This window comes from Thermomicrobiales bacterium (assembly GCA_041390825.1).
In the GTDB taxonomy this organism is placed as follows: Bacteria; Chloroflexota; Chloroflexia; order Thermomicrobiales; family UBA6265; genus JAMLHN01.
Genome location: JAWKPF010000010.1, coordinates 99,204 through 114,171, shown reverse-complemented (window position 1 = coordinate 114,171; position 14,968 = coordinate 99,204). Strand labels below are relative to the sequence as shown.

The 14,968-nt window shown below is 61.8% G+C and carries 13 protein-coding genes; 4 read left to right on the top strand and 9 right to left on the bottom strand.

Features of this window, described 5'->3' with window-relative positions:
- Positions 1-59: 59 nt before the first annotated feature.
- The 7 genes from R2855_06670 to R2855_06640 form a co-directional block, all read right to left on the bottom strand.
- Positions 60-956 carry an LLM class flavin-dependent oxidoreductase gene (locus R2855_06670; protein MEZ4530700.1) on the bottom strand — a complete coding sequence of 299 codons (897 nt, stop codon included), beginning with the start codon at positions 954-956 and terminating at the stop codon, positions 60-62.
- A gap of 273 nt (positions 957-1,229) precedes the next feature.
- Entirely contained in the window at positions 1,230-2,264 is a 1,035-nt protein-coding gene (locus tag R2855_06665) for a C-terminal binding protein (GenBank protein MEZ4530699.1), read from the bottom strand.
- A 128-nt stretch (positions 2,265-2,392) separates the two neighbouring features.
- The gene (locus R2855_06660) at positions 2,393-3,292 is read right to left on the bottom strand and encodes a carbohydrate ABC transporter permease (GenBank protein MEZ4530698.1); all 900 of its coding nucleotides are present in this window, start codon (positions 3,290-3,292) and stop codon (positions 2,393-2,395) included.
- Complete coding sequence (locus R2855_06655; protein ID MEZ4530697.1) at positions 3,289-4,230, bottom strand: sugar ABC transporter permease; 942 nt, start codon at positions 4,228-4,230, stop codon at positions 3,289-3,291. The genes R2855_06660 and R2855_06655 overlap by 4 nt, the downstream gene beginning before the upstream one ends.
- A gap of 420 nt (positions 4,231-4,650) precedes the next feature.
- Positions 4,651-5,979: an extracellular solute-binding protein gene (locus R2855_06650; GenBank protein ID MEZ4530696.1), complete on the bottom strand. Its 1,329-nt coding sequence runs from the start codon at positions 5,977-5,979 to the stop codon at positions 4,651-4,653.
- 203 nt (positions 5,980-6,182) lie between these two features.
- Positions 6,183-7,007 (bottom strand): glucose 1-dehydrogenase, encoded by an 825-nt coding sequence (locus R2855_06645; protein ID MEZ4530695.1) that lies wholly within the window; start codon positions 7,005-7,007, stop codon positions 6,183-6,185.
- On the bottom strand, positions 6,997-7,764 hold the full coding sequence (locus tag R2855_06640; GenBank protein ID MEZ4530694.1) for a GntR family transcriptional regulator: 768 nt from the start codon (positions 7,762-7,764) through the stop codon (positions 6,997-6,999). The genes R2855_06645 and R2855_06640 overlap by 11 nt, the downstream gene beginning before the upstream one ends.
- 339 nt (positions 7,765-8,103) lie before the next feature.
- Between R2855_06640 and R2855_06635 the strand changes: the two genes are divergently transcribed.
- The 4 genes from R2855_06635 (at position 8,104) to R2855_06620 (ending at position 12,220) form a co-directional block, all read left to right on the top strand.
- On the top strand, positions 8,104-9,366 hold the full coding sequence (locus R2855_06635; GenBank protein ID MEZ4530693.1) for a hypothetical protein: 1,263 nt from the start codon (positions 8,104-8,106) through the stop codon (positions 9,364-9,366).
- Between the two features lie 325 nt (positions 9,367-9,691).
- Positions 9,692-10,921, top strand: coding sequence for a hypothetical protein (locus tag R2855_06630; protein MEZ4530692.1), 1,230 nt, complete (start codon positions 9,692-9,694; stop codon positions 10,919-10,921).
- A gap of 35 nt (positions 10,922-10,956) precedes the next feature.
- Complete coding sequence (locus tag R2855_06625; GenBank protein ID MEZ4530691.1) at positions 10,957-11,133, top strand: hypothetical protein; 177 nt, start codon at positions 10,957-10,959, stop codon at positions 11,131-11,133.
- Positions 11,134-11,662: 529 nt separating this feature from the next.
- Entirely contained in the window at positions 11,663-12,220 is a 558-nt protein-coding gene (locus tag R2855_06620; protein MEZ4530690.1) for a transposase, read from the top strand.
- A 646-nt stretch (positions 12,221-12,866) separates the two neighbouring features.
- Here R2855_06620 and R2855_06615 read toward each other — a convergent pair.
- Both R2855_06615 and R2855_06610 read right to left on the bottom strand, forming a co-directional pair.
- On the bottom strand, positions 12,867-13,976 hold the full coding sequence (locus R2855_06615) for a metal ABC transporter permease (protein MEZ4530689.1): 1,110 nt from the start codon (positions 13,974-13,976) through the stop codon (positions 12,867-12,869).
- Positions 13,973-14,965, bottom strand: coding sequence for an iron chelate uptake ABC transporter family permease subunit (locus tag R2855_06610; protein MEZ4530688.1), 993 nt, complete (start codon positions 14,963-14,965; stop codon positions 13,973-13,975). Before R2855_06610 ends, R2855_06615 begins: the two co-directional genes overlap by 4 nt.
- Between the last annotated feature and the right edge of the window lie 3 nt (positions 14,966-14,968).

The window sequence follows — 14,968 nt, the reverse complement described above, 5'->3', positions numbered from 1 at the left end:
AAATAGGAAATAGGAGATAGGAAATCGTTCTTCCTTTGCCTCCGGCTATTTCCCATTTCCTATTTCCTATTTCCGAACTCGGCCGCCACGTCCTCGAACAACCCCACCGCTTCCGTGTCCGGGAAGTCCATGAAGTTGATCTGCATGTAGTCGACGCCGGCGGCTTCGTATTCGCGCAGTTGGTCGCGTACTTCGTCCGGTGTCCCGGCAATCATGTGGATCCCCTCGCGCGGCGGCGTGCGCATGACCTTGTCCGGATCGGCCGAAAGGCTGAGCATGTTGAACGCGGTCGGCCGCACAGCATCGGCGGCACGTCCCGCGGCCACCGATTTGTCCCGCAGCAACGCCACCTTTTCCTTGAAGAGTTCAGGGGTGGCCAGATCGGCATTCCACCAATCGGCCTCGCGTGCCGCGATGCCCACCGTGCGGTTGCCGTTGCCCCCGATCATGATGGGCGGAAGCGGATCGGGCGCCGGCAGCGCGATAGCGTCGGTGACCCGGTAGTGCTTGCCCGTGACCGTCACGCGCTCTCCGGTCCAGAGCGCCTTGATGACCTGCAACGCTTCTTCGAGCTGGTCGAGCCGCACTTTCGGTTCGGGAAAGGCGTAGTCGTACGCCAGATACTCGTCCTCTTTCCAGCCGGCGCCGATTCCGAAGACCAATTTGCCGCGAGAGAGGAATTGCAATGTCGCGGCCATGTTCGCCAATTGCCCGGGATTCCGGTAACTCTGGCAGAGCACGATCGACCCCACCGTCAGGTCGGGAAAGCGGGCCGAGGTATGGACCATCTGCGTCCAACCTTCCAGGTACGGCATCTCGCCCGCTTGCAGGTGATCGACGAACCACAAGCCCCACCCGTTTCGGTTGGCGGCTTGCAAGATGACCTCGTTCGCCTCGACCATCTGCTGCATGGTGCCCGATCTGGGCACCGGCGAAACCATGACCCCGAATTCCATCGCTCTCCCGCTCTCTTCCGTTTCTGTTTCCGTTGCCGCATCCCTCTGTGGCTGCTCAGCCACCTCGGGCGCCTGCTCCGATTCAATCTCGTTCGCGTCCGTAGCCGCAGCCTTCCGTGGCTGCTTTCCTTGCCTCGATCGAAGCTCCTGAGACGAACATCGTTCATTGCCTTTTCGGCAGCCACGGAGGGCTGCAACTACGGGTTTGGTGCGGTCCGTCTCGGTCTCACAACGGCGGCGTCTTGTCGAGACTGGCAGCCACGAGGGCTGCACCTACGCAACTGGAGCGTTCGCCAATACCCGAGGCTGGGCCTCGTTCCGCGGAGCCGGCGGGGCATTGACCGGATACTTCGGCGCATGTCCGGTGAGCACCCGGAACGCTTCCTCCGCACCGCGCACCCGCACGTCATGCACGGCTTCCACCGACGATGCCGCCAGATGCGGAGTCACGATGATGCGTGGTTCGTGCAGCACGGGATCGTCGACCGGGCACGGCTCGACCGGCAGAACATCGATGCCTGCGCCGGCCAACTGCCCGGACTGCACGGCTGCCACCAGGGCTGGCACGTCGACCACCGGGCCTCGTGCGGTGTTCACCAGGAACGCGGTCGGTTTCATGAGCGACAGCGCGCGCGCATCGATCATGCCGCGCGTTTCCGCATTCAAGAGCACATGCAGCGAGATGATGTCCGCGGTCGCCATCAGGGTGTCGAAATCGACCGAAACCGCCCCGACCGAATCGAAATCGCCCTGGGGGATGTAGGGATCGTAGGCAATGACCGACATACCCAGGCCAGACGCTTTGCGCGCCGACGCTTTGCCGATGCGCCCCAACCCGATCACCCCGAAGGTCAGGTTCGCCAGCCGTTTGATGGGGGTGTGCCCCATATAGCGCCAGGTTCCCTCCTGCCCGGTCTGCCGGTGCTCGAAGAGATGCCGCACCAACGCCAACGAAAGCGCGATGGCATGGGTCGACACCTCGTCGATCGAGTAATCGGGCACATTGGTGACCCAGATACCGCGCTCGGCGGCGGCTTCGTAGTCGATCGCGTCGTACCCGGTGCCGACGCGGGTGATCAGCTCCAGGTTCGGCATCTGATCCATCATCTCGGCGGAGACGATGTGCAACCCGGTCAGCAACGCCGAGGCGTCCTGCACCTTCGGCCAAATGTCCGGATCGGTTAGTTGCTTGCCGGTGACCAGCCCACCCTTGGTGGCAATCACCTCGAAATCCCCTTTGCCGAGAATCTCCAGCTCCGGCCCGATCTCGTCCGGATTCGCATACGCCAGCACGATTTTCTTGGTCATTGGTCTCCTCTGAATGCGGAAATAGGAAATGGGACATAGGAATTTGTTTGTATGTTGTTCTGAACCAGTTCCCTTAGCTCATTCGAACTCCCATTTCCTATCTCCTATTTCCCATTTCCGCCCTGTCGTTAACCCTTCACCGCTCCGGCCGAGATGCCCGCCACGATATAGCGCTGCATCGCCAGGTAGAAGATCACCGGTGCGATCGAGAAGAGCGTGCCTGCTGCCAGCAGAAGCTGCACCGGGGTATCCAGCATGGTGATCATGTTGGCCAGGCCAACCGAAGCCGGTCGCAACTCCTTGCTCTGGATCATCGTCTGCGCGAAGAGATATTCGTTCCAGGCGTAGAAGAAGGCCACCACGCCCACGGCCACCACACCCGGCAGCGCGATCGGCATGACGATCTGGAAAAGGGTGCGCATTGGTCCCGCCCCGTCCACCATGGAGGCTTCCCGCACTTCGGTGGGCACGGTGTCGAACATGTTCTTCATAACCCAGACGCAGATCGGCAGAATGAAGGCTGCGTCGATCAACGCCAGCGCCGGCAAGCTGTTGCGAATGTCCTGGTGGATCAAGGGAAAGTCCGTGTAGATCTTGAAGATCGGCACGATGATGAGCGCTTCGGGAAGCATCTGCGTCATCAGCAGGAAGATGGCGAAGAGTCCCCGGCCCCGCCAACGCAACGCCGAGATGGCATAACCGCCAAGGATTGCCAGCAGCACGCAAATCACCGTGGTGACCGTGGAGAGATAAATCGAGTTCAGAATCCAGCGCGCCACCGGTTCCTTGTCGAAAACCTGCTGGAAAGCCGAGAGCGAGAACTCCTGCGGCCAGAGCTTCGGTGGGTAACGGAGCGTGATCTTGGTCGACTGCACCGTGGTGACCAACATCCAGTAGATCGGGAAGAAGGTGATGCCACAGATCACCAGCACTACCAGCGCGAACCCAAGCTTGCTCAGCCGGTCGCGAAGCGTGGGACCTTTCGCGCGGTGCGTCGCTGTTGGCAGGGGGGTGATGTTGGCGCTCATACGCGGCCTCCTTCCAGCTCCTGCCGTCGTTGGACATAGAGGAAGATCAACGAAATTGTCAGCACGATCAGGAACCCGGCCACGCCGATGGTGGCGGCATACGAAAAGTCATAGAAGCGGAATGCGGTCTGGTAGATCCGAATGACGATCGTCTCGGTCGCTCCGGCTGGACCGCCGCCTGTCATCAGCCAGATGATGGTGAACTGCTTGAAGGCGTAGATCGATGCCAGCACCACCAGCAGCATCAACGTCGGCGTGATGTACGGCAACGTCACCGCGCGGAATGCCTGCCACCTGGTGGCGCCGTCGACCCGAGCAGCCTCGGTCAGCTCGCTCGGCACCGTTTGCAGCGACGCCAGAATCACCAGGCTATAGAAGGGGAACCCCTTCCAGGCGGTGATGAGGATCAGCGAAATCAATGCCAGATTCGGGTCGAGCAGCCATTTCGGATTTGCATCGACCCACGGCAACCAGTTGGCGAAGACATTCATCACGCCGAACTGGGGATTGAGCATCCAAATGAAGATCAACACTGCTGGCACATCCGGAAACGCCCATGGCAGGGTGATGATGCCGCGCGCCGCCGAACGCCCGAAGAATGCCCGGTTCAGCACCACGGCGGAAAGCAAGCCAAACAAGATCGATACGACGATGACTCCGCCCATGAAGAGGAAGGTCTGCTTGACCGACCGCCAGAAGAACTCGTCGTCGATCAGACGCCGATAGTTTTTCAGCCCGACCCATGTTGGCGGGGTGCCCAGGTTTGCCTGGGTGTAGAAGCTCGATTTGATGCCCTGATAGATCGGATAGAGTACGAAGATCCCCTCGTAGAACAGAATCGGAATCGCGAGCAGATATGGCAAGAACGACGGCCTTCGTCGCTTGGCCGGCTGCGACCGATCGCTCGAAATCGATTGCGTCCCCACGGCTACTGACATCGCTTCGACATCCTGACGGCCCTTGCCATCCTGAAGAACGAAGGATCTCCCCGCCGCTGCGAGTGTCCCGTCGCGGTCTGGTTTCGCATACGGCGCAATCGGTTCCCCATTCGAATCTTCGGTGACCTCGTTCCCACGAAAGAGATGCTTCACTGCGTTCAGAGTGTCAATTCGGCCGGTCGTGTCCAGCCTCGGAGAGGCTTCGCGCTGTGAACCCCAGGCTTCGACCTGGGGAACGCGGCAGATTCCGGGAGCCTCCGGCCCAAAATGGCGAGAGGACACGGAGGTCCTCCACGACAGCCGGGCGAACAGGGTCGGAGACCCTTGGCTTCTCATAGCCCCACCGTTCAGGGTGGGGACAATGGTGTTGGACGAAGGCTTCCCGTCCGGCCAGTTGAGGCCGGACGGGGTTTGCATCGCCTATGCCGACAGCCGGCTGGCCAGTTCCTCCGCCTGCGACTGCGCGGCGGACATCGCGTCTTCCACCGACTGACCGCCGGAGAGGACGTTCTGGAAGTTCTGCAGCACGATCTGCCCGAACTCCTGGTTGTTGAAGATGAAATCGCCCACCATCTGCGGCGGAGTGGTCATGTTGATGCCCTGGAATCCGGTCAGCCAGTGGATGCTGGCGAAGTAGTCTTCCAGACCGCCGACCTCGTAAGCCGGGATCACGTCCAACTGGCGGGTGAGCAGGTTGCGATAGTTCTCCGGGGCGTACAGCCAGGTGAGGAACTCCATCGCCGCGTCGCCCTTCTCGCTCTGGTTGTTGATCGTGATCGGATGAATGCGCGCGATCGTCTTCTTGCTCTGCCACGGCAGCGCGTAGGTGTTCATGTTCGGGTAGAAGTCCGGCGCCGAGTCCTTGTAGACATTGGCGGCGGCCGAAACGATGAGCTGCTGCGCAATCTGCTGGTTCGCCCAGAGCTGGTTCGCGGTGGCGTTGTCCACGCCTTGCGGGAAGCTGTTGTCGTATGCCTGCTTGAAGAGGGTGAGCGCATCCAGAATCGGCTGGCTGGTAAGCAACGGAGTCGACCCGTCGGCCCAGACACCGTCGTAGATGCAGCCCCACTGCTGCAGCGTGAACCAGAACGACTCGGCTTCCGACATCAGGTGGTCGTTGAAGAGACCGAACTGATTCGGTCGATTGGTGAGAGATTGCGAAACTTCCATCCACTGCGCAGGATCGACCGGGAGTTCGGTAACACCGGCCGCTTCGAACAACGAGGTGTTGTAGAAGAGCCCGAAGACCACCGTCACCACGTCGAGACCCATCACACCGCCGTCGACAGTGATATAGTCGTGCGCCTGGCTGAGGGTAGTGATGTTGTTCGCTTCGAGCACCGGGTTCAGATTGGTGAGCACGCCCGCCTTGAGCAGACGCAGCACCAGGTCTGGCGTGGTCTGGAAGAGGTCGCCATCGAGTTTGCCGGCCTGGAGCTGGACGATGATGTTGTTCGTGAAGTCATCGAACGCCCAACCGGTCATGTTGACCTTGATGTCGCTCTGCGACGCTTCGAAATCGGCAATCATCTGGGTCCATGCGTCACCACGTCCCGGCTCGTTGTAGAACCAGGTGTAGTAGTCGAGCGTAATCGGCTCGCCCTGCAGCACAGCCGGCGCAGCAAAGACCTTGCTCGCCTTCGGATGCACTCCGGCCGCCAAACCGGCAGCGCCCGCCGCCGCGCCCGTCTTGAGGAACTTGCGGCGTGACCAGCTTGGGGTGACGATCGTCGTCTTCTTGTCGTTCATTGACTGAACCTCCTGAAAATGGTCCGTTCGATCGGCATCGATGCGAATGGGTTCATATGCGTTCGAGACGTGAGGCTGAATTGCCCTCCTTTCCGCAGTGTGCCGCCTGATTCAGGAAATGCGCTCCATCGAGTCCAGTGTCCGATGCCCCTCATCCTCGCTCCGGACTCCGGACTCCGGACTCCGGACCCTGAACCCCGAACCTACGCCGTCGTCCAGGTATGGCTCCCGCCTGCATTCAGCGCCAGATTGCCGCCGTCGACCGGGAGCAGCACGCCCGTCACCATCGATGCGGCATCGGATGCCAGGAAAATTGCCGGTCCGGCCATCTCCTCGGGCGTCGCCAGCCGGTTCATGGGAATGCCGGTCAGGAAACGGTCCATCAACGCCGGATCGAAGGTGGGCGAGTCGAGCCATTTCTGGAACCCGTTGGTCATGACCTGGCACGGCAGAATCGCGTTGACCCGGATTCCGTGCTTGGCCCATTCGACCGCCAGCTCCTTGGTCATCATGTTCAGCGCCCCTTTGTTGACGCTGTGCGAGAGATTTCCGCGGCCCAACGCCGCCGCACCCGCGATCGAGCTGATATTGATGATGCTTCCGCCGCGCCCACTTTCGGTCATGCGCCTGAAGGCGTGCTGAGCGCAGAGCAATGAGCCGGTCACCCCGATCGTCAGCACCGTGTTCCATTCGTCCAGCGGGTGATCTTCCGGACGGTGCCGTTTCGTGGCGCCGACGTTGTTGACGAGAATGTCGAGCTGGCCGAAGTTTTCGTCCACCGCCGCGAACATGCGCACGATATCGTCCGGACTGCCCATGTCGGCGGTCAGCGCCAGCGCGCGCCGTCCCTGGGCTTCGATTGCGGACCTGGTCTCGCCCAGCCAGTCATCCTGGAGGTCGCAAAAGACGACATCCGCTCCCGCGGCCGCCATGCCGATGGCAATCGCCTGTCCGATGCCATTGGCGCCTCCGGTGACCAACGCTACCTTGCCATCCAGCCGGAACAACTTGGCGGGATCAAAAACCACGAGCTGCGTTCTCCTTCGATGCTGCGGCGCTTGCCGCTTGTTGCTCGAGTTGCCGTTCCAGACTGCGGCTGACCCGCTCGTACGAGCCGCCCAGATGTTCCCGAAGATGTGAAACGGCGCCGTCCGGATCCGCCTGCGCGATGCAATCCAGCAGAACCTGATGCCCGCTCACCAGCATTTCGCGGAAATCGACATCGGCCACGTTGCGATTGAGCAGCAGGACATGAATCTGCGGACGCATATTGGTCCAGGTGTCCTTCAGCCGGCGATGGTTGGCCGCGTCGTAGATCAGGTCGTGAAACCCGAGATCGAATTCCGCCGCCTCTTGTTCGGTAATGCCGCGGTCGATCGCGTTCTGCATACCATCGATCACGGATTGCATCTTGCCGATCGCGACCGGGTCGGAGAACGTTGCCGCCCGTCGAATGGCCAGTTCCTCGATGGCCAGCCGCAAGGTGTAGAGCTCTTCCAGGTCGTTGCGGGAAAGCTGAGCCACCACTGCGCCGCGGTTGCGGTTGATCACCACCAGCCCCTGACGTTCCAGTTCGGCCAGCGCCTCGCGCACGGGGCCGCGGCTCACACCCAGGGCGCGAGCCAGAGCCTCCTCCCGCAAGCGTTCCCCGGGAGCGAACGCCCCGCTCAGGATCGCGGCTCGCAGGCGAGAGGCGACATCGTCGGAAAGCGCGCGCTTTTCCGGCATGGAAAGCACCGCGGCCAGATCGTTGCTGATTCGTTCGTTGCTGCTGCGTTGCGGCATAGCGCCCTCACCTTCGGGGGCTTGCGTCGGGTCGGAGTCGGCAGTGTTGCCTGTTGATTGTAAACAATCCGCCATGCTCGGGAACTTGTCAAGAGGGGAAAACCGCCTTGCGTCGATATGTTTCGAATCCGGCTCCAATCTCCGCAGATTTTCGGAAGACATGACATAACAGATCTGCTCTGTTGGCATCAGCCATCGACTGGTTCGCCTGCGTAACCTTCGCCGCTACGCATGCTGTCACGTTTCTTCTCCAAGATCCGTCCTCTCTGATAACCGGGGAGAACGCGATCGCTCTCCAGCCCTACGGAAGGCGCCTGAAATGACCATCGTTGGTCGTCTGTGGCACGTTCGAGCGCCGGAACCGTGATTCGGCCGGCGTTGCTGGTTGCTCTTGCGCTTGGTTTCTTGACCGCGTTCGCGGCCGGGCTGCTGGGCATGATTGTGGTCGCACCGGATTACTCGGAATCAGGAACGGCGATTCCGGCGCATCATACGGATCTGGTGGTCAAGGCCTTCTACAGCGACATCAATGCGTGGATCGCTGGCAAGGATCATGCGCTCGAGCACATGCTCGGCCCAGACTTCGTCGATCACACAACATCGGAATCCCCTGACCGGAACGCGACGGAGTTCTTGAGCTACCTGAGCACCATCCGGACATTCGAGCCGACGCTTCGCTTCAACGTCCTCTCGATCGAGGGAAGCGACGCGATCGTTTCTGTCGATCTCGAGCGTGTTGGGGTCCATCTTCCGTCCATAGAGGGATGGAGGATCGAGCTACCAGAGCAACCGCCGCTCCGCGAGATCTTACGGATCGAGGACAGTCTGATTCAGGAGCGCTGGGGTCCCGACGATCTCTGGCCTGGTATCGCAATGGCGGCCCAGCGTTCTGTCCCGATAGGGCCTGAGTTGTATCAGGAGCCGTCCATTCAGCGCTTCGAGCTGAACCCCGGCGCTCCCATCAACTTGATTGCGAAGGGCACGGTCATGCTCTGGGTCGAGTCAGGTGAGCTTGGGATCGACCTGAGCGGGACGGATCAGACAGGAGCGACCAAGTTTTCGGCAGAGCCACTTGCGGCGGGTGACATGCGGTTTGTGCGGCCCACTGGCGAACTGCGCGTGCGGGCGGTAGGTGAGGCGCGTGTTGCGCTGTGGACGGTGAGCGTGGGCAGGATCTTCGCGCGCTCGTACAAGATCAGCGGTCCTGAATCGGAGCTTGAGACGGGAATTCGGGCGGAGGCGATCATCAGACGCGCGGTCGATTTCCAGGCCGACACCGCCCAGCTTTCTGTGCTCATTGTTACGCTGCCAGTGGGGGCGACCCTCTCGACGGGTGCGGCGGATATGAACGCTGCCGCGGTCGTGGCGGGTGAGCTGCAAGCAGATCCGAAAACGGGAGAGGTCTTCTACTTCTTCGGCACAGTCGGATCTCGGATATTGAGGAGTGCGGTGACTGCCCTCTCTTCCGAAGGCTTTGCCAGCCGGGGCGGCAGCGCGGCGTCCTATCAGGTCGTGGGTTCCGCACCTGCCACGCTGGTGCTTCTCTCGGTTGACACCGAGTCCTCTGCAGATAGTCACCCGGTTCGCACCCGCTCTGGTTGACCGCGCTTTACGGCCACGCATCAACCTGTTGAGAGCTCGCATGCTTTCCGAAGTGGAAAGCCCCGCAGCCAAGCCGCAAACCAACCAGCCACTCTGTCGCAGCAGCAGGAACCCAAAGCGAATCGTTAGTGAAGCTCGATGATATGACATAACACTCGTGCTATGCTCTGAGTAGCCACCATGCGCAGAACGCGCATAGACCGTCACGTTTTCGCCCCGATCCGTTCACCAGGAACATTGGTGACCGCGGCCGCTCTTTCACTCGACGGAAGGCGCTTCCTATGACCACCACTTGCCGCATGCGGCACATTCGAGCACTGGTCCCGTGACCCGGCCGGCGTTGCTGGTTGCTCTTGCGCTTGGTTTCCTGACCGCGTTCGTGGCCGGTCTGCTGGGCATGGTTGTGGTCGAGTCGGGCCAGACCGAATCACGTTCAGCCGTTGAAGCGCAACCAACAGAACCGGTGGTCGAGGCTTTCTACGACGGCATCAACGCCTGGATTGCCGACAAAGACCCGGTGCTCGAGCAGGTGCTTGCCCCAGGATTCGTCGACCACACGGCATCAGAGTCATATGGCCGGAGCACGGAGGCGTTCCTCGGCTTCCTGAGTGATGTTCGGGCCGCCGCGCCATCGCTCCGCTTCGACATCCGTGCGATCGAAGGAAGCGGCGCGATCGTGTCCGTAGACCTCGAGCGGTCTGGAATGCAGATTCCTTCCATCGATGGATGGGAGATCGAACTTCCGGCGGAGCAGCTGTTTCGCGAGATCTTGCGGATCGAGCATGGTCTTGTCGCTGAGCGCTGGAGTCTCGACGGCGTGTGGCCCAAAGGCTTGGCGTCTGCCCAACGAACGATCTCGATTGGGTACGACGAGTATCAGCAACCATCCATCCAGCGCTTCGAGCTGGACCCGGAGGGGGCATTCAGTTTGGCCGCGCATGGGACGATCATGCTCTGGGTCGAGTCGGGGGAACTGGAGATCGACCTGAGCGGGACGGATCAGACAGGGACAGTCACACTTCCGACAGAACCGCTCGCACCGGGCGACGTGCGGTTCGTACAACCCGACGGCAACCTGGCCGTGCGCGCGCTTGGAAATGAGCGGGTTGCGCTGTGGACGGTAAGCGTGGACACAATACTCGTGCACGCCAATGCCATCAGTGTCCCGAATACGAGTCTCCCGACAGGAATCAGACAAGATGCAAGCGTTGGACTCCGAATCCAGCTTCCGTTCGACGCTGTCCGGCTTTCCATTTTCATCGTGACCTTGCCTGTGGGAGCGGCGATCTCGACGAACGCAGCGAGCATGCACGCCGTCGCGGTCGTTACGGGGGAGTTGCACACGCAACCCGAAACTGGCGAGATCTTCTACTGCTTCGGAGAATCCCGATCGCGATTGCTGTCGGATGCTGCAACCGCCCTCTCTTCCGAAGGCTTTGCCAACCAGAGCGGCAGCGCGGCGTCCTATCAGGTCGTGGGCTCCGCACCCGCCACGCTGGTGCTTCTCTCGATCGCTGCCGAGACTCCTGCGCGCAGCCATCTGGCCCTACCCTAACCCGGTCGATCAGAGTCCCCAGGAAAGCAGCGGCGATGCTCTCGCTCAAGAACGATCTTGCTGGAGTGGTTCTCAAGCTGTTAGGCGTGCTTCTCGCCGGTCAGCTCGGCTGGATGATGGCTGGAGCGTACGACGATGGCGGAAGCAACCCTCCGCCTGCCCGCGACGTGCGTCCCGTCGTGGAAGCGTTCTACGAAGTGATGAACTGCTGAGTCGCCCAACTCTCCCGAGCGCCCGTTTCCGGCGATGTCTTCTGCTACACCGACCAGGAGTCTCCTCGACTCCTCACGAGCGTCGAAACCGCCGACACCGGTCAGGGATTCGCTGCCGATTCCGGCGCCATTGCCACCTATCGAGCAATCGCGACGTCGTCCGTTCTGCTGCTCTCGATCGCTCCATCCGCAACCAACGCCACCCCAGCTCCTCCATCCGTGTCGGGCCACGATGCCCCCCTCTTTCCGTAGCTGCAGCCCTCCGTGGCTGCCATGCCCACATCGCAGGGTCCCCCTTCTTTCCGTAGCTGCATCCCTCTGTGCCTGCCATACCCACACCGCAGGGTCCGCCTTCTTTCCGTAGCTGCAGCCCTCCGTGGCTGCCATACCCACATCGCAGGGTCCGCCTTCTTTCCGTAGCTGCAGCCCTCCGTGACTGCCATTCCCTTACCGCGGGGTCCCCTTCCCAAGACCTTTCCAAACCTGTGGCTACCCCCCAAAGGCGACATCGCTGCGGTATCCTCGCGACATGACCGCCCCGCCTTATCGCCGCCGCAATCTGCGACTCCCCGCGTTCGACTATTCCACTCCCGGGACCTATTTCGTCACGATCTGCGTTCAGAATCGGGCATGCATCCTCGGAGACGTGGTCGACGGCGAGACCGTGCTCTCCAGCGTCGGACATTTGGCCGCAATCCATCTTCAGATGGCGGCGGATCGATTCAACGACGTCGAGCTCGATGCTCACGTGATCATGCCGAATCATGTCCACCTCTTGTTGAATCTTGGCTGGAATGTAGGCGCGCCTCTCGAACCGGTTCGAGCCGTAACCGAAGCACCCATGCCAATGCCAACCTCGCTCGACCGAATCGTGCACTGGTTCAAATCCGCAACCACCAACGAGTACATTCGGCGAGTGCGCTCTGAAGGTTGGCGCAGATTTCCCGGGACACTTTGGCAACGCAACTACTACGAACATGTCGTTCGCGATCAGTCTGACCTGGATCGGATTCGGACCTATATCGCGAACAATCCTGCAAAGTGGGAGATGGATACGGAATACCTCCCTGAGTGCAGGGGTTTCTAGACTCTCCCGTTTTCGCACCCCTCTTCCCGTCGCCGCAGCCCTCCGAGGCTGCCCTTGTCTCCCCGTAGCTGCAGCCCTCGGTGGCTGCCTTCCTCTCTGCGTAGCTGCAGCCCTCCGTGGCTGCTATGCCTACATCGCATTGCTCCCTTCCAGCGACCTCTTCATATCAGTAGCTGCAGCCCTCCGTGGCTGCCCTGTTTGCACCGCCATGCTCGCCCTCCTGAGGCCTTTTCATACCCCCGTAGCGGCAGCCCTCCGTGGCTGCTGTTCCCACTCAGTAGGACTCTTCCTCGTACGCCATAGGCAAGGTCCACCGTGGCATTCAATTGCGCGTCGCGAAAGCAGCCACAAAGGGCTGCGGCTACGGGGAGAGAGGAGGCAGCCACGGAGGGCTGCGGCTACGGGGAGAGAAGGAAGGCAGCCACGGAGGGCTGCGGCTACGGGGAGACAAGGGGCAGCCACGGAGGGCTGCGGCTACGAGAGGAAGGCCACGGAGGCGCGGCTGCGCAGAGAAGGAAGGGCAGCCACGGAGGGCTGCGGCTACGGGGAGAGAAGGAAGGCAGCCACGGAGGGCTGCGGCTACGGGAGAAGAGGGCAGCCACGGAGGGCTGCGGCTACGGGAAGAGGGTGCGAAAACGGGAAGGAGTTACCGCACCAACGCTGCCTGCGCACGGGCGCGGCCGGTGGCAGTCACCGACAACACCCCGTTCTCTTCGGTGACCACGCCGCGCCGCCGCGCCAGGTCCACAATCCGCGCCGTGAACCGCGGGTCCCAGTGCAAATGCTCGTCCAACCCATCGACCCGATTTTCGGTCAACGCCTCGGCGGTTCCCTCGTGGTTCATGACATGAATCGCCAGCATGGTTTGCGCGAACTCGACTTTCTGCCGCTCGCGGCGCAGAACTTGCGCTACCAACCCGCGTTGCGGCGCGAACAGCAACACACCCGCGAAGACGATGCCGATCATGGTCGCCATGGCGCCCGCAATCGAAGCGTCCAACCAGTGCGCCATCCAGTACCCGGCGATCGAGGAGAGCACCCCGATCGCCACGCTCAGCGCCAGCATCCGTTTCAGATCGTCGGTGAGCAGATACGCCGCCGCAGGCGGTCCGATCATCAGCGCGACCACGAGGATCGACCCGACCGCGTCGAACGCGCCCACCGCCGTCACCGACACCATCGACATCAGGCCATAGTGCAAGAGCGCTGGCGCGAAACCCAGGCTCGCCGCCAGCGCGGGGTCGAAGGTCGCCAGCTTGAGCTCTTTGAAGAACGCGATCACCAGCGCCACGTTCAACGCCAGAATCGTCCCCATTACCCAGAGCCCCATTGGCCCCAGATCCCATCCGCCGATCTGGAACCGGTCGAACGGCGCGAACGCCAACTCGCCCAGCAGCACCGCATCGATATCGAGATGCACATTCCCGGCATAGCGTGAGATCAGAATCACGCCGATGCTGAACAGCAGCGGAAAGACGATTCCGATCGCCGCGTCCTCGCGCACCAGCCCGGTGCGCTGCAACCATTCCACCAGCACCACCGTCAGGAGCCCGACCGCCGCGGCGAAGAAGATCAGGATGGGGGAGGTGGTGCTTTCCACCACGAAGAACCCGATCACAATCCCGAGCAGAATCGAGTGGCTGATCGCGTCGCTCATCATCGCCATGCGGCGCAATACAAGGAACACCCCTGGCAACGCGCAGGCAGCCGCGGTCGCCGCGGCAATCAACTGGATATCGAGCTGCGCGCTGCTCATCGCGCTCCTTCTCCCGGCAGGGTGCGCGGCCCGCCATGGGCAGCGTCGGCTGCCGCCATGGCGCGCATCAGTTCCTCCTTCTTCTTGCGCCGGGCGAACCAGGCCCAAAGCAGTCCGCGGTTCGGCGCGAAGCAGAGCGAGAAGAGCACGATGGCGCTCACGCACACCACGATCACCGGGCCGGTTGGGAGATGCTTTTCACTGGCGCTGATCGTTGCTCCGGAAACCCCGGCCAATGCTCCGAAGAGCGCCGAGAGCACCACCATGGTTCCAAGCCGGTCCGTCCATTGCCGCGCGGCTGCCGCGGGCGCCACGATCATGGCGCTCATCAGGATCACGCCGACCCCCTGCAATCCGATCACGATCGCCACCACGATCAAGGTCGTCAGCAGCACATCGAGCACCCGCACGGGGTAGCCGATGGTGGCCGCGAAATCGGCATCGAAGCTCAGCAGTTTGAACGACTTCCAGAGCGCCAGCAGGATGCCCAATGCCACCGCGCCCACCAGCGCCATGTTGCGCACTTCGCCCTGGATCATGGTGGCTGCTTGCCCGAAGAGAAATTTGTCCAGGCCGGCCTGCGACGCGTGCGGCTGCCGTTGGATATAGGTCAGCAACATGAGACCGAACCCGAAAAAGACCGAGAGCACCAGCCCGAGCGCGCTATCGAACTTGACCCGCGAGGTACGCACGATGCCGAGCACTGCCAGTGTCGCCAACCAGCCGGCAATCGCCGCGCCGGTCAGAAGAACGACGTTGCTCTTCTCGCCGGTGACGAGATAGGCGATGGCAATTCCCGGCAACGCGGCATGCGACATGGCGTCGCCCACCAGGCTCTGCCGCCGCAAGACGGCGAACGCGCCCAACGCCCCGGCCACGATGCCGATCACCGCCGCGCCCAATGCCACCGTGCGCAACGTGTAGTCGAAGATCAGATCGTGCAGTACGTCTGGCACGGCCAGCAGGTTTGCGATGACCAGGTGCTCCATCGA

Excerpts from the sequence above, each read along its gene's own strand:
- R2855_06670 (MEZ4530700.1), bottom strand. The coding sequence starts at position 956 with ATGGAATTCGGGGTCATGGTTTCGCCGGTGCCCAGATCGGGCACCATG.
- R2855_06640 (MEZ4530694.1), bottom strand. The coding sequence starts at position 7,764 with ATGCCGCAACGCAGCAGCAACGAACGAATCAGCAACGATCTGGCCGCG.
- R2855_06625 (MEZ4530691.1), top strand. The coding sequence starts at position 10,957 with ATGCTCTCGCTCAAGAACGATCTTGCTGGAGTGGTTCTCAAGCTGTTA.
- R2855_06610 (MEZ4530688.1), bottom strand. The coding sequence starts at position 14,965 with ATGGAGCACCTGGTCATCGCAAACCTGCTGGCCGTGCCAGACGTACTG.
- R2855_06620 (MEZ4530690.1), top strand. The coding sequence starts at position 11,663 with ATGACCGCCCCGCCTTATCGCCGCCGCAATCTGCGACTCCCCGCGTTC.
- R2855_06650 (MEZ4530696.1), bottom strand. The coding sequence starts at position 5,979 with ATGAACGACAAGAAGACGACGATCGTCACCCCAAGCTGGTCACGCCGC.
- R2855_06660 (MEZ4530698.1), bottom strand. The coding sequence starts at position 3,292 with ATGAGCGCCAACATCACCCCCCTGCCAACAGCGACGCACCGCGCGAAA.
- R2855_06665 (MEZ4530699.1), bottom strand. The coding sequence starts at position 2,264 with ATGACCAAGAAAATCGTGCTGGCGTATGCGAATCCGGACGAGATCGGG.
- R2855_06655 (MEZ4530697.1), bottom strand. The coding sequence starts at position 4,230 with ATGTCAGTAGCCGTGGGGACGCAATCGATTTCGAGCGATCGGTCGCAG.
- R2855_06615 (MEZ4530689.1), bottom strand. The coding sequence starts at position 13,976 with ATGAGCAGCGCGCAGCTCGATATCCAGTTGATTGCCGCGGCGACCGCG.